Origin of the sequence: Bartonella sp. HY328 (assembly GCF_025449335.1) — a bacterium.
Lineage (GTDB): Bacteria > Pseudomonadota > Alphaproteobacteria > Rhizobiales > Rhizobiaceae > HY038.
Genome location: NZ_CP104883.1, coordinates 1,948,251 through 1,963,015 on the forward strand (window position 1 = coordinate 1,948,251; position 14,765 = coordinate 1,963,015).

13 protein-coding genes and 1 pseudogene are annotated in these 14,765 nt (G+C 39.6%); 6 read left to right on the forward strand and 8 right to left on the reverse strand.

The window, feature by feature from the left end:
* The first annotated feature begins 16 nt into the window (after positions 1-16).
* Positions 17-589: a TetR/AcrR family transcriptional regulator gene (locus N5852_RS08225; RefSeq protein ID WP_262097352.1), complete on the forward strand. Its 573-nt coding sequence runs from the start codon at positions 17-19 to the stop codon at positions 587-589.
* Positions 590-777: 188 nt separating this feature from the next.
* Here N5852_RS08225 and N5852_RS14730 read toward each other — a convergent pair.
* The 4 genes and pseudogenes from N5852_RS14730 to N5852_RS08235 form a co-directional block, all read right to left on the reverse strand.
* Positions 778-921, reverse strand: a pseudogene (locus N5852_RS14730) (hypothetical protein); the annotation flags it as partial.
* Positions 914-1,069, reverse strand: coding sequence for an SEL1-like repeat protein (locus N5852_RS14735; protein ID WP_410004255.1), 156 nt, complete (start codon positions 1,067-1,069; stop codon positions 914-916). The gene N5852_RS14735 and the pseudogene N5852_RS14730, both read right to left, overlap by 8 nt.
* A gap of 69 nt (positions 1,070-1,138) precedes the next feature.
* Positions 1,139-1,525: a tetratricopeptide repeat protein gene (locus N5852_RS08230; RefSeq protein ID WP_262097353.1), complete on the reverse strand. Its 387-nt coding sequence runs from the start codon at positions 1,523-1,525 to the stop codon at positions 1,139-1,141.
* Between the two features lie 40 nt (positions 1,526-1,565).
* Complete coding sequence (locus N5852_RS08235; protein ID WP_262097354.1) at positions 1,566-3,128, reverse strand: DUF4424 family protein; 1,563 nt, start codon at positions 3,126-3,128, stop codon at positions 1,566-1,568.
* A gap of 623 nt (positions 3,129-3,751) precedes the next feature.
* On the opposite strand from N5852_RS08235, the gene N5852_RS08240 reads away from it, so the two are divergent.
* Complete coding sequence (locus N5852_RS08240) at positions 3,752-6,010, forward strand: ComEC/Rec2 family competence protein (RefSeq protein ID WP_262097355.1); 2,259 nt, start codon at positions 3,752-3,754, stop codon at positions 6,008-6,010.
* 35 nt (positions 6,011-6,045) lie between these two features.
* Here N5852_RS08240 and folK read toward each other — a convergent pair whose 3' ends face one another.
* Both folK and folP read right to left on the reverse strand, forming a co-directional pair.
* Positions 6,046-6,573, reverse strand: coding sequence for a 2-amino-4-hydroxy-6-hydroxymethyldihydropteridine diphosphokinase (gene folK, locus N5852_RS08245; RefSeq protein ID WP_262097356.1), 528 nt, complete (start codon positions 6,571-6,573; stop codon positions 6,046-6,048).
* Positions 6,573-7,406: a dihydropteroate synthase gene (gene folP, locus N5852_RS08250; protein WP_262097357.1), complete on the reverse strand. Its 834-nt coding sequence runs from the start codon at positions 7,404-7,406 to the stop codon at positions 6,573-6,575. Before folP ends, folK begins: the two co-directional genes overlap by 1 nt.
* A 113-nt stretch (positions 7,407-7,519) precedes the next feature.
* Between folP and N5852_RS08255 the strand changes: the two genes are divergently transcribed.
* The gene (locus tag N5852_RS08255; RefSeq protein ID WP_262097358.1) at positions 7,520-8,134 is read left to right on the forward strand and encodes a DUF922 domain-containing Zn-dependent protease; all 615 of its coding nucleotides are present in this window, start codon (positions 7,520-7,522) and stop codon (positions 8,132-8,134) included.
* A gap of 83 nt (positions 8,135-8,217) precedes the next feature.
* Here N5852_RS08255 and N5852_RS08260 read toward each other — a convergent pair whose 3' ends face one another.
* Entirely contained in the window at positions 8,218-9,891 is a 1,674-nt protein-coding gene (locus N5852_RS08260; RefSeq protein WP_262097359.1) for a ribonuclease J, read from the reverse strand.
* A gap of 287 nt (positions 9,892-10,178) precedes the next feature.
* A complete protein-coding gene (locus N5852_RS08265) occupies positions 10,179-10,853 on the reverse strand; it encodes an alpha/beta hydrolase (RefSeq protein ID WP_262097360.1) in 675 nt (224 codons plus the stop codon).
* Positions 10,854-11,102: 249 nt separating this feature from the next.
* On the opposite strand from N5852_RS08265, the gene N5852_RS08270 reads away from it, so the two are divergent.
* The 3 genes from N5852_RS08270 to sufC all read left to right on the forward strand — a co-directional run bounded on the left by N5852_RS08270 (position 11,103) and on the right by sufC (position 14,756).
* The gene (locus tag N5852_RS08270; RefSeq protein ID WP_262097361.1) at positions 11,103-12,266 is read left to right on the forward strand and encodes a cysteine desulfurase family protein; all 1,164 of its coding nucleotides are present in this window, start codon (positions 11,103-11,105) and stop codon (positions 12,264-12,266) included.
* 167 nt (positions 12,267-12,433) lie between these two features.
* Positions 12,434-13,945 (forward strand): Fe-S cluster assembly protein SufB, encoded by a 1,512-nt coding sequence (gene sufB / locus N5852_RS08275; RefSeq protein WP_262097362.1) that lies wholly within the window; start codon positions 12,434-12,436, stop codon positions 13,943-13,945.
* Between the two features lie 55 nt (positions 13,946-14,000).
* Positions 14,001-14,756 carry a Fe-S cluster assembly ATPase SufC gene (gene sufC / locus N5852_RS08280; RefSeq protein WP_262097363.1) on the forward strand — a complete coding sequence of 252 codons (756 nt, stop codon included), beginning with the start codon at positions 14,001-14,003 and terminating at the stop codon, positions 14,754-14,756.
* Positions 14,757-14,765 lie beyond the last annotated feature (9 nt).

The window sequence follows — 14,765 nt, forward strand, 5'->3', positions numbered from 1 at the left end:
AAGATTTGGAGGTTTTATGCCAAGAGTTTCAAAGGACAAAATGATCCAAAATCGCACAAGAATAGAAGAAACAACCGCGAAGCTCATCAAAGAAAAGGGGCTAAAAGTCAGTATCGCGGATCTTATGAATGCATCCGGTTTAACCCATGGTGGATTTTATAAGCATTACAGCTCAAAAGATGAATTATTGACCAAGATTTGTTCGCTGATGTTTAACGCTTCAAACGAAAAATGGCAAAAAAAAGTAAAAGACGCACCATCCCATGCACTGGCGCGGCAAGTAATATTAGAAGGCTACTTGTCACAACAAAACAAAAACAATGTTGCTGAAGGTTGCCCTATACCATGTCTCGCCATGGATATTTCGCGTCATGACACCAGCGAAATGATTAAAAATTCTTTTAAGCAGGGAATAGAACAACTTTTAGCTATTCTTACCACGCTAGAAGACACTGATACCGCTGAAGACGATGCAATCTATGATTTGTCGGTAATGGTAGGGGCACTACTCTTAGCAAGAGCGACCAGCGGCGAATTATCCAATCGTTTTTTATCAACGGCCAAGTCGAAGCTCATTGCAGATAGATGATTTTTCACAGTGTTGCAAATTTTGTATTGCGCAGATTTTTAGCTTAAGCTGCGGACGGTAAACCTTGACGATTTCCAATGTCACGTAAATGCTCATGGGCAATATAGCATTACCCGTTTATCACAACGTGACATATTATCATGGAATACTATTTTCTCTATTAACTAGCCATATGTCTTGATCTTCAGCTAATTTAATATATCGTTTTCCTTCCTCTTCATTTTTTCAACTCCATCTCCATTTTTATACATAACGCCCAAAAAATACTGCGCTCTATCAAATCCTTGTAAAGCAGCCTTCTGAAACCATTTAAACGCTTCGTTTTTATTTTTTTATACCGCGACCATAAAAAAATTTTTCACCTAAGTTACTTTGAGCTCTATAATAACTTTGTTCAGCTGATTTTTTACACCATTCAAACGACATATATTCATCTTTTTCAACTACTTGGCCAAAATAGTAAAAATCAGATAAAAAAATTTGCGCTTGTGGGTGCCCTTTAACCGCTGCTAACTCAAACCATTTAAATGCCTCTACTGCGTTATATCTTTATGATGGTGCTATATAATAATATTTACCTAGTTCAAATTGGGCGTTTGTATGGTCATTATCGGCGGCTAGCTTGAACCATTTAAATGACTCTTCTTCCTTCTTATTATTTTCACTATTTAAATATATCAAACCTAGCATATATTGGGCTTCAGCGCCCCCTCTTTCAGCAGAGCGTTTAAACCACTTTATAGCTTCCATCTTATTTTGTGCAACTTCATTTCCATAATAGTAATATAGCCCCATTTTGTATTGAGATTCTGTTCTGTTAATCGTTGCTAAATATTCAGTTTGTTTAAATCCATCAGAAGTTTCAGCATAGCACCAACTATTAGATGAAATAAAAAGCGAACCAATAAACATAAAAACAACCGCACTTTTTTTCATTTTATACCTCATGTAAATTTATAAAACTTGCGACAAGGCCTTATTTTTCCCAAGCATTAAGAATGAGGATAGATAGATTATCTTGTGGCCTATAATTTTGCGCTTTGATTTCAAATTGTGTAGAGCTAATTTTTTTGACACCATCACCACACAAACTAATCAGATTATCAGGGTCTCCTTTATCAATAACAAGACGAAAACCACCAATTATGCCATCATTCCAGTTTTCATTAGCTGTTAAAAGATAACCAACGGGCGTTATAACGCCTGTTTCATAGCCAGCTTTTTGCTTCAAAGACACGCCATTGATAAAGCCTTTGTCGATACAAAACTCATTAACAACCTTCTCATTGTTGATCGTTTTTAAAAGTGTACTTATAGGTTTCGGCGAACCTTTACCACTCAAAGGCTTATAAACAACGCGCATTGTAACAGGTTTGCCTGCAGGAAAAGCCTGCTGCCAATAAAATGATATTTGCAGCACATCTTTGTCTTGCGAGGCTGTCTTAATGATTTGTCTTTGCCCATTTAAGTCAATGCGCTTACCGTCGACCCACACTTCAAAATCCACGAACCTGTCTTTTTCACTCAACTGGCTCATGTCAATTCCAAACTTTTGAATGTCATCAGATGTATGTGTCTTAGGGTCGATTTCTAATGGTGGCAGTGAAAAGAAAACATTTGTTGTTATGTCTTTATTTGTTTTGTTTTCATAAACCGAATTGATTTCAACTTTATCCATTGAAATAACTAGGGCTTGAGCGTTGATTGTAATTGGTTCATTCTTAGCCAAAACAAAACCACCTGCTGGCCTATATCCACCAACATTCAAAGCCTCATTGATATCAAACGGTGCCCTTGGCTTTTTGAAAAGTTTGAAAGATGCTGCCCCAAACCATTTCGGATTTTTCGACTTACACCCATCATCAAACATTTCAGTGTATAGCCAATAATCATACAAAGACAAAGAATTAACTTTTTCTATGACGAAAAAGCATCCCGTTCTTTTATCCTTATCTTTTGGAAGCGGTTCTTTTTTTTCGTAAACGAAAAAAACATTCGGATCATCTGTTCTTGAATCAAAAACGATAGGGCATTTCTTTTGATTTTCACATGAACGTATTTGAAAATCAAAATCATTACCGTTATCATCTATATTTCTATCAAAAGGATACACCAATAAGTTCGAGATCTGCCAATCGGTATTTTTCTTTAAAACATATCCAGCATCAACATAATCATTACTATCGAGTTGATCCCCTTTTAAACATGAATAGTTTTTTAAACGTAACCATTCACCATAGCCTTCACTTTCAACAGGAGCATAATAGCTAATTGGACAGCCTGCATCGAGGGTGTTGATTATTTTACATTTTTTTGATGGACAAGAATATATAGGTGTTGAGCGAATAATATAAGCATTTCCATCCCTATAATCCCACAATGGATTTCCGTATTCATCGACAGGTTGCTCGGCACCATTCATATTTTGCGCATTCAATGGAACTGCATTTATAGTCATAAACAAAGAATAAAAAATTAAAAAGACATTTAAATAATATAACATTTTGGTAAAACCAGTCTTATTGCAAATATTATTCATAATCGGTAATAACCTAAGCTTGAAAAAATTTAGCCACACTAGATCCTTGGGGTTGCCTATTTTACTTAGCCATAAATCCTCGTTAGATTAAAGTACAAATTACTTTATCTAGCAAGGATTGATTTTAATAGTTTGGATCTTTGTCTATTAAACCTTTGGTAAATATTAAAAAAAATAAAACAATGATTACTTTTTAGAATCTTTAAATATTCATCATAATATAAGCGCATAATAACTTACTGATTGATAAAACATTCATTATGCAACCGAAATACTACAACCCAATATTATGATAGCGTATTAAAAGCGATCATTGCTATAAAAAAACAATGTTATGAGGCCAAGGTCATCAATAATATAGGACGGCTAAATGCACAATAATCAGCGATCAAACAGCTTTAAGCCTATAAAAGGAGTTTCGTCTGAGTTGCATATGCCAGGCCTTGAGCCTATTAATTATAATATTAATTATATTATAATTAAGTAAAAAAATAAATTTGATAAATATTTTCTTATTGAAATAAATATTACAGTACAATAAACATAAAAATAAGTAATTTTTCTATTAAATCTGACAATAAAAAATCAAATAAGATAACTGTCGCAAGGAGGAGCTTCAGCATTTGGCTAAAAATGTTAAGACTACCTCCAATCAACGTCATCCACCAATAATAGACACACCGGACGATATTGCCTACCTTCCACCCAAAAATAAAAGCTGGCTGTTTGATCGCCTAAATAGGATTTTCAACAGACTTTGCAATTTATATAATTTTGAAGGTGCTCTTGGCAGCATATTTTTATTTGTACCGGTTATTGCTGGTAGTGGTTCCATTTGGTATTTTAATCTAGATTATGAACCATCATTAATCTATCTCCTTTTATTATTGCTGTTAAGTCTTCTAATCTTTGCGCTTTATCGTCATAATCGATTGTTGCGTTTATTTGCTCTTACCTTTGTCCTTTTTAATGCAGGGGTCATTGCAGGCAAGGTAGAAACTATTCGAAAAAATACCCAGATCATTGCCAATACCTCAACAACCACTATTAAGGGTCGTATATTATCACTTGATAAAGGCATTAATGGCGACTACCGTTTAGATCTTCAAGTTTTAGCAAGTGAAAACCCAGCGCTTCCTTTTACCCCTGATAAGATACGTTTAACTGCGCGGAGCTTACCCGCTAATATACTTATAGGTGATGGACTTTATGGGCTTGTTCGCTTGCGCCCTCCTAGCGGTCCGTCACGCATCGGCAGTTATAATTTTTCGTTCCATAACTATTATTCAGGTGTTAGCGCCCAAGGTTTTTTTATGGGCGAACCACAACTAATTTCAGTTTCAGCGCCAACCAATATAACCCAGCGGCTTTTTTTAGCCATTGCCACTCTACGCAGCAACATGACCGAACGTATCACCAATTCAATTGGTGGCGAGGCTGGTGCGGTGGCTGCTGCATTGATTACCGGACAACGGGGCGGCATTAGTGATGATACCAATAAAGCGTTGCGGGTTTCCGGGCTCTCCCATATTCTTTCTATTTCCGGCCTACATATGGCAATGGTAACGGGCATGATTTTGGTAGTGGCTCGCCTCATTCTATCCTGCTTTCCATCTTTTGCTATGCGTTATCCAGCTAAAAAGCTAGCAGCCATCATTGCGCTATTGGCTGCATCATTTTACCTCATTTTATCTGGAGCAGATGTTGCCGCCCAGCGCTCTTATGTGATGGTTGCCGTTATGATGATTGCAATCGTATTTGATCGCTCCGCCCTTACCATGCGAAATATTGCCATTGCTGCATTGATTACAATTATCATTTCTCCCCATGAAATTCTTGGGCCCAGCTTCCAGATGTCCTTTGCTGCAACAGCCGCACTAATTGCAGTTTTTGGCTGGTGGAGCAATCGAGAGAAAAAACAAAATGGAAAAATAGTTAAGAAGAATTTTCTATATAAATTTGTTTTGGTGCCAATTGTTTCAACCGCTGTAGCCTCTTTAGTAGCTGGCTTTGCTAGTGGAATTTTTGCAGCCTATCATTTCAACAATACTGCGCCACTTGGAATTTTGGGCAATGGGCTTGCCTTTCCTATCATGTCTATATTGGTGATGCCTTTTGCACTTATGGCAGCAGTTTTAATGCCACTCCATCTTGAATGGTTACCATTACAAATTATGGGAGCAGGAGTAGATATTGTAAAAAAAATTGCATTTTGGGTTACATCTATTTCACCAGACTTTAACACCAACATAATTAATGAACATGATTTGATATTTTTAACTTTGGGTCTAATCCTACTGTTTTTTTTACAAACGCGATTAAGGCTACTTGGACTTATTCCCCTTTGTGTTGGTATGTTACTTACTTTTAGCTCACCAATTCCAAGCATACTCATTTCGGAAGATGGCCGTCTTGTTGCGTCTTTTACTAAAGACCATAAATTTGCAGTCAATCAGCTAAGGCCACCAAGTTACCTTGTGAATAACTGGCTTAGCAGTTTGAAGTTAAAACCTGCGGATATCATACCAGTGAATAGCCAAGCTCCCTTTGGCTTTACCTGCACAGAATTTATCTGTCATCTAAATTTAGAAAGCAACAAACACCTAACAATCATCGATAATCCAAATTTTTTGAAAGAAAACTGCGACCAAGCAGATATTATATTTTTAAACTATGTCAGCACAAGCTATCCAAAACTTGCCAATGAAGGCTGTAAAGCAAACGCATTACTGATTACAAAGCGCGATATTGCACTTAATGGCACGGCTGAAATTTATAATGAAAATGGAGAGTTTGTTATTAAATGGGCGTCGGGATCTCCTCAACGCCCATGGAATGATTATCGTAAAGTTTCTAGATTAGCTCTAGGCATTAATGACTAAAAAACTCAATTCTTGCAATATTCAGAGATTTCAAGTTAAAAATTGACCCATTCTTTGCCATTGCTAACTTTTTCAATATCTTCATTTATACATTTTTTTATAAGATCACGCACTTTGTTCACGCCTATCTTTAAATCAGGGGCAATTTCAACCAGTGGTAACAATACAAAACATCGTTCGCTAATGTGTGGATGAGGAAGCGTTAAACTATCTGTTTTGAAATATTCAACCCCTTCAAAACTCAATATATCAAGATCAATTGTTCTTGGTCCCCACCGCTCAAGGCGCTCTCTTTTAAGGCTTAACTCAACTTTCAAACATTGGTCCAAAAAACTTTGCGGATCAAGACGAGTATGAATTAAAGCGCAACTATTATAAAACCATGGCTGATCAACATTTCCCCATGGCGGTGTTTTATATAGGGATGATATATCCAATAGCTTATTATCTGGTGTTTCAGTCAGTTTTCGCAATGCGTTTGCCATATTATGCGGCACATCACCAATATTACCACCAAGGCCAAGCCAAACCTTTTTATAGGAATTTTCTGCTTTTATATTCATTATGCGTTAGCCCTTACAAAAGCATCCGCAATTAAAAGCGCATCCCTATTCACTTCAATATTGTGAACACGAAAAACATCAAAACCTAGATTGCGCATTAGAACTGACGTGGCTGCTGTTGCAACATCGCGTTGATCGGCGATATCTATGTTGGCAATACTGCCTATAAAACGTTTGCGTGACGTACCAGCCAATAAAGGATAGCCTAAGACATGTAATTCATTTGCACGTTTCATCAAGGTCATATTTTCATCAACAGTTTTTGCAAAACCAAAGCCTGGGTCAAGCACAATTGCCTCATCAGCAATACCAGCGTTTTTTGCAAGCTTAAGTGATTCGGTTAAAAAATGGATTTGATCTTTAATAACATCACTGTCGCGCGAGCGTTCGCGCCCCGTATGCATTATAACAACCCCTGCCCCGGTTTTTGCAACAATATCAGCCATATCGGCATCTTTTTGCAGCCCCCAAACATCATTAATAATATGTGCCCCTAATGCAACACATTCAAACGCAGTTTGCGCATGATAGGTATCAATCGAAATAACGCAGTTTGTTTCCTTTACCAAAGCCTTTACAACGGGTATAAGCCTACTTAACTCAGTTTCCACATCTATCGGCTCTGCGCCTGGTTTTGTAGTCTCAGCACCAATATCAATGATAATTGCACCTGCTTCAATCATTGCTTTGGCTTTTTGGACAGCAATATCCGGTTGATTAAAGCGACCACCGTCAGAAAAAGAATCTGGGGTTACGTTTAAAATTCCCATTAATATGGACTGAGGTCCTAAAATAATTTCGCGATTATGTGCACATTTCCAAATTTTATTCATAGAATTTACTTTTTTTAAGAGATTCTGTTTTATCAATAATAATTACACTTCTATACAATAAGTTTATCCTTATCCTCAACTACTCATATACCGCATTTCAGGAGTATCGGTTAATGCGCATGCTTCCCACTATTATTCTAGCAGCTTTGTCAGCAGTCTGCTTGGCGCAATCCGCATCGGCATCCAAAATTTATCGTAAAGATAGTTTTTATACAATTTCCGGAAATACTGCGGCTGAACTTGATCGCTCAATGTCAGGGAGCGGTCCATTCCTAAAAACCACAGGTAGCCGCCATCCTGGTGCTACACGTTTGAAGTTTGTTCCAAATATTCGCCTTGTAAAAGATGGACGTTATTGCAAGGTGGCTAAGGCTGAAATCGATATTCAGGCTAAAGTATTACTTCCACGTTGGAAGCAGCGCAACTCAACGCGCTCAGCCGAACTTGCACTTATTTGGGATGTGTTATACCGCGATATTCGCCGTCATGAAGAAAGCCACATTATTATCGCTCGTGCCCATGCAAGTGAAATGGAGCATGCTATCCGTTCCCTTTATTATCGTAAAGACTGTAAGGAATTACAAGCTGACATCAATAAAGTAGTGGGCCGTATCATGCGCAAACAAGACCGCGCACAAGCCTATTTCGAGCGCGTCGAAACCCTTAACTTTGAAAAGCGTTTTTCACGGCTGCTCAATTATCGCTTGCAACAGCTAGAAGGCAAATAAGCCGTTTAAATTGCAAAAAAATAAAAAGCCCTTTTCATCAGTGAAAAGGGCTTTTTATTTACATATATATCGCTATATATTTTTTACTTACGATGCAAAAATACCGTTACAACAGGCTTTTTACCCCAAATTTCATTGACGGCTGAACGCACTGCTCTGCGTGCGGACTCTCGCACAACTTCGCCATCGCGGCGGCGCTGTTTTGGAATAGAGCCAATTGCATCTTCAACCCGATCCATTAATAGGTCTTCCATCAACTCACCACGCCCGTCAGTTTCTGGTACACCATAAGCTACAAGATCAGGTGCACTTGCCAATTCAAAGTTTTTATCCATTAGCAAAGATACAGCAACATGACCGACATAGCTTAACTTGCGGCGTTCGCGAATACCAAGTTCATCCTCGTCACCAAGAAGATATCCATCTTTATAAATACGTCCGACAGGCACTTCATCAATAATGCGTGCTTCACCGGGAGCTAATAAAAGCATATCGCCATTGCGAATTGACGCAACTTTCTTAATGCCCTCTTGTGCACCCAAAGCTGCATGGGCTGTCAAATGTGCTGCCTCGCCGTGAACTGGAACAAGAACATCTGGACGTACCCATTTGTACATTTGCCGCAATTCATCACGGCGTGGGTGCCCAGATACATGAACAAGGCCATTACGCTCAGTTACCACTTCAACACCGCGATCGATTAATAGATTTTGAGTTTCAATAATGGCTTTTTCGTTACCCGGAATAGAACGAGATGAATAAATCACCATATCGCCGGCACCAAGTTCAATATCGCGCATTTCATCGCGTGCAATTTTGGCTAATGCTGCGCGCTGTTCGCCTTGGGATCCTGTAAGGATTATAACAATTTTATCGCGGGGGATATAAGGATAATCCTCTTCAGATAAAAATGGATCCAGCCCTTCCATCATTCCAAGTTCTTGCGCAACTAAAACACTGCGCTTCATTGAGCGTCCCAGTAAAAGCACTTTACGCTCTGCATGCTGAGCCGCAACCGCAATAGATTTAATACGACCAACATTTGAGGCAAAAGTTGTGATCGCAACTCTTCCCTTGGCATTGCCAATGATAGTTGCTAAGCTTTCGCTAACGGCTGTTTCCGTTGGTGAGGTACCCTCCACCATAGCATTGGTTGAATCACAAATAAGCGCTAGAACACCTTCATCACCAACTTGGCGAAACCTTGCTTCGTCGGTAGTATTGCCAAGGGTTGGTTCTGGATCAATCTTCCAATCGCCTGTATGGACTACATTACCAAGTGGGGTGCGCAATACTAAAGAGACAGGTTCAGGAATAGAGTGGTTAACTGCAACAGCCTCAACTTCAAAAGGACCAACCTGAAAACGCTCACCAGCTTTGAATAACGTCAACGGTACTTCATAAGATTGGTAATCTGATTGCCGTTTGGTTTCCAACATGCCAGCAGTAAAAGCAGTGCAATAAACCGGAATTTTTAATCTTGGCCATAAATCAAGCACCGCACCATAGTGATCTTCATGAGCATGGGTGATAATTAACCCACGAATATTATGGCGCTCACTTTCTAAAAAACGAATATCGGGCAAGATCAAATCTGCTCCGGGTAATTCCGGCCCTGCGAAACTTACCCCCATATCAACCAATAACCACTCGCGGTCATCTTCGGCGCCATAACCATATAGCGCAAGGTTCATACCAATCTCGCCTACACCACCAAGTGGTAAAAAGACGAGCTCAGTGCCATCTTGAACGGCCATCTATTGCTCCCTTTTGTCAGCATTATTAAAATCCATCATTTAAAATGCTGCTTGTTTAGTTTACTATTTTAATTCGATATCATCTACAAATTGCAACGTTTTTCAAAAATAGCAGCAGCTTAACCCAAAGCATCGTCTTCTCAAACCTTTGAGAGTGCCATGATTATTAAAGCTTTAAATTACCGCTATAACCAATTAAATTTATTGCCTAATAGGCTGTTAATGACATTGCCAGAGCACATCTGCCTTATATTAAAAGGCGATGCGCTCCCTGTTTTTCAATATTTTTAGCGCAAACGCTTCATTCTTGGCTCTGAAAGCTCACCAGCAAGGCGGCGATCTAGATATTCAGAACAATCTTCAATTAGCTCTTCAACACGCCCCGTAAAGAAATGGTTTGCACCTTCCAAGGTTTTTTGAGTGATTGTAATCCCCTTTTGGGTTTTTAATTTATCGACCAAAGACTGCACATCTTTTGGAGGCGCAACCTTATCCGCATCACCATGAATGATAAGTCCTGATGATGGGCATGGTGCCAAAAAGGAAAAATCGTAAGTATTAGGTTGCGGCGCAACTGAAATAAAACCTTCAATTTCTGGGCGGCGCATTAATAATTGCATACCAATCCAAGAGCCAAAAGAATAGCCCGCAACCCAACAATTGCGAGAATCTGGATGGAGCGATTGAACCCAATCCAACGCGGCGGCGGCATCAGATAATTCACCTGCGCCGTGATCAAACTCACCTTGGCTGCGGCCAATACCGCGAAAATTAAAGCGCAATGTGGTAAAATCGCGTTCTTGAAACATATAAAATAGATCATAAATGATCTTATTATTCATTGTGCCGCCAAATTGTGGATGTGGATGCAAGATAATCGCAATAGGGGCATTTTTTTCTGATGAAGGTTGATAGCGGCCTTCGAGACGCCCAGCCGGGCCGTTAAAAATTATTTCAGGCATCCATTACTCCAATAATTCGCCAAATCTTTAGTTAGCATGGTGTTATTAAGCTCCACTTGACGCTTACTCACCGACGCTTTAAATTGATTAAAGATTGTTGGAAAAATCCACTTTTCTTAAAAAAATCATGTTTCATAACTGGTAAACATGTCGCTATTTGTTAAATAGGCGTTATGCTATGTATTTTTCAAGAAAATTACGCAGTTAAACCATTAAAAAGCAAATTTTTTATATAATTGGATTGAATTAATGGCCAAAAGCCGCATTTATCTCGATTTTAATGCCACAACTCCGCTAAGCGATTCTGCTAAAACTGCTTTAATGCAGTCTTTTGAACACTTTGGTAATGCGTCATCGGTTCATAGTGAAGGAAGAACAGCCAAAGCGCTTATCCAAACCGCACGACGTCACATAGCTGAAAGCCTGAACGGCAATATCGACAATATCATATTTACCTCTGGCGCAACTGAAGGCGCGGCACTTGCTCTTACCCCTCATTACATGATGGGGCGCAGCGCTGTTTTATTTTCTAAACTCTATGTTAGTGCGACTGAACATCCTTGCGTTTTAGCTGGCGGGCGTTTTGATAAAGCAGATATAGTTACTATTCCAGTTGATAAAAATGGTTTAATTGATTGTAATATTTTAGAAAATGAACTTAAAAAACATGATAAATCTGCTGGATTACCTCTTATTAGTATTCAATATGCCAATCATGAAACTGGCGTTTTGCAGCCAATTGGTCAAATTGCTGATACTGTAAAACAATCTGGCGGGGTTTTTGTTGCGGATATTGTGCAAGCTTATGGCAAAATGCCTATTGATCTTGCGGAGCTTGGCGCAGATTTCGTCTTTATAAGCGGTCATAAATTGGGGGCACCCAAGGGCATTGGCGCGTTAATCGCATTGGGCAGCGTTTTAATGCCTAAAGCCTTACTTACTGGCGGCGGCCAAGAACATGGTCACCGCAGTGGAACGCAAGCTGTAGGCATGATTAGCGCTTTTGGTGCAGCCGTTGAAGACATCAAACGGCACGATAACGAATATAGCCGCCTAAAGACCCTACGCAATCATCTTGAACAAGGATTAAAAGAAATTTCGCCCGATTGTATCATCCATGGCGAACAGTCAGAGCGATTACCGAATACAACATTCTTTTCCATTCCAGACATGAAAGCTGAAACATTGCAAATCGCTTATGATTTGGCAGGAATTGCAGTTTCCGCAGGATCTGCCTGCTCGTCAGGGAAAGTATCTAGTAGCCCTGTTCTCAAAGCTATGAATTATGATGATGACAATGGTGCCATACGAATTTCCACAGGTTGGCGGACAGAATTACAAGATATCGACACTTTTTTAGCAGAAACACAAAAAATTGTCAGCAGATTTAAAAAAAATTCGCAAAAGGCTTGAATTTTTTTAGAATAGTTTTAAAAACAAATAAAGCTTGAGTGATATTGTCATGTTTATTGAATTTTGATTCTAATCAATTATATTGGTTTTATAAAGCAATTCTAATATCATTTTTTGCTTTTTCAATAACTGCTGGACTTTGACCCGGCCAGGATGGAGATAAGCTTATGCCTGCAGTGCAGGAAACAATAAGACAGGTTAGCGAAATTGACGTTGACCAATATAAATATGGTTTTGAAACCGAGATTGAAACAGATAAAGCCCCAAAAGGCTTAAACGAAGATATTATTCGTTTCATTTCTGCGAAAAAGAGCGAGCCTGAATGGATGCTTGAGTGGCGTCTTCAGGCTTTCCAACGCTGGCTTAATATGAGCGAGCCCCATTGGGCGCGCCTTGAATATCCTAAAGTAGATTTTCAAGATCTTTATTATTATGCTGCCCCCAAAAATCAGGACGGTCCCAAATCTTTAGATGAGGTTGACCCTGAACTATTGGCAACCTATGAAAAGCTTGGTATTCCGCTGAAAGAGCAGGAAATTCTTGCTGGCGTTCGCAAACAAGATGAGCGCTCAGAGCTTGAAGATAATATTTATGCAAGTGGCCGCGTTGCTGTTGATGCTGTATTCGATTCCGTATCGGTTGTAACAACATTCAAAAAAGAGTTAGCCAGTGCTGGCGTTATCTTCTGCTCAATTTCAGAAGCTATTCGCGAATATCCTGAGCTTGTGCAAAAATATCTTGCATCGGTGGTTCCAGTTGCCGACAATTATTATACAGCACTTAATTCTGCTGTATTTACTGATGGTTCATTTGTCTATGTGCCAAAGGGTGTACGCTGCCCTATGGAATTGTCTACTTATTTCCGCATCAACGAGCGCAATACAGGCCAGTTTGAACGCACATTAATCATCGTTGAAGAAGGTGGTTACGTCTCCTATCTTGAAGGTTGTACCGCGCCGCAACGCGATGAAAATCAGCTTCACGCAGCTGTGGTTGAGCTGATTGCCTTAAAAGATGCTGAAATTAAGTATTCAACTGTACAAAACTGGTATCCTGGCGACAAGGAAGGAAAAGGCGGCATTTACAACTTTGTAACCAAGCGTGGGGACTGCCGTGGCGATAACTCCAAAATTTCTTGGACACAGGTAGAAACCGGCTCGGCCATTACTTGGAAATATCCATCTTGTATCCTACGTGGTGATAATTCGCGCGGCGAATTCTATTCAATCGCCGTATCTAATGGTTATCAGCAAATTGATTCCGGCACCAAAATGATCCACTTGGGTAAAAACACCTCAAGTCGTATCATTTCTAAGGGCATATCGGCTGGTTTTTCCAACAATACCTATCGCGGCCTAGTCACTGCCCAAAGAAATGCTGCCAACGCACGTAACTTCACGCAATGTGATAGCTTGCTTATTGGCAATGATTGCGGTGCCCATACAGTGCCATATATCGAAGCAAAAAATGCAACTGCTCAATTTGAGCATGAGGCAACCACGTCCAAAATTTCCGACGACCAATTATTTTACGTGATGCAACGTGGTATTCCTGAAGAGGAAGCCATTGCTTTGATCGTCAATGGTTTTGTTAAGGAAGTTATTCAAAAGCTACCGATGGAATTTGCAGTCGAAGCGCAAAAACTCATCAATATTAGCCTTGAAGGTAGCGTTGGTTAAATATTTTTTCGGCTGGCAGCTTTATGTTAGCGCCGCCGTATGAAGGATTAAAAATATGTTAGAAATTAAGAATCTTCATGCCCGTATTGCAGAAAGTGGTACAGAAATTATTCGTGGGTTAGACCTTACAGTTCACGATGGTGAAGTTGCCGCAATTATGGGGCCAAATGGTTCAGGTAAATCAACCCTTTCTTATATTCTTGCTGGGCGTGACGATTATGAAGTCACAGAAGGTGAGATTATTTATAATGGTGAAAATATTTTAGAACTTGATCCTGCAGAGCGCGCAGCTCTTGGTGTATTTCTTGCATTCCAATATCCTATGGAAATACCAGGCGTTGCAACCATGGAATTTTTAAAAGTGGCAATGAATGCACAGCGACGTGCGCGCGGTGAACCAGAATTAAAAATCCCTGAATTTCTTAAACGCGTCAAGGATGCGGCAGCCGATTTGCAAATGGACATGGCTATGCTAAAGCGTCCATTAAATGTTGGCTTTTCCGGCGGTGAAAAGAAGCGTGCGGAAATTCTTCAAATGGATTTATTGGAACCAAAGCTTTGCGTTTTGGATGAAACTGACAGCGGCCTTGATATTGATGCTTTGAAAATCGTTGCCGATGGCGTGAATAAATTGCGAGGCCCAGATCGCTCATTCCTTGTTATTACCCATTACCAGCGTCTTCTTGATTACATTGTTCCAGATACCGTCCATGTTCTTTATAAAGGCCGCATCATTAAAAGTGGTGATAAATCATTGGCACTATATCTTGAAAATAATGGCTATGCTGAAATCATTGGCGAAGGCGCATAAGGGAGCTTG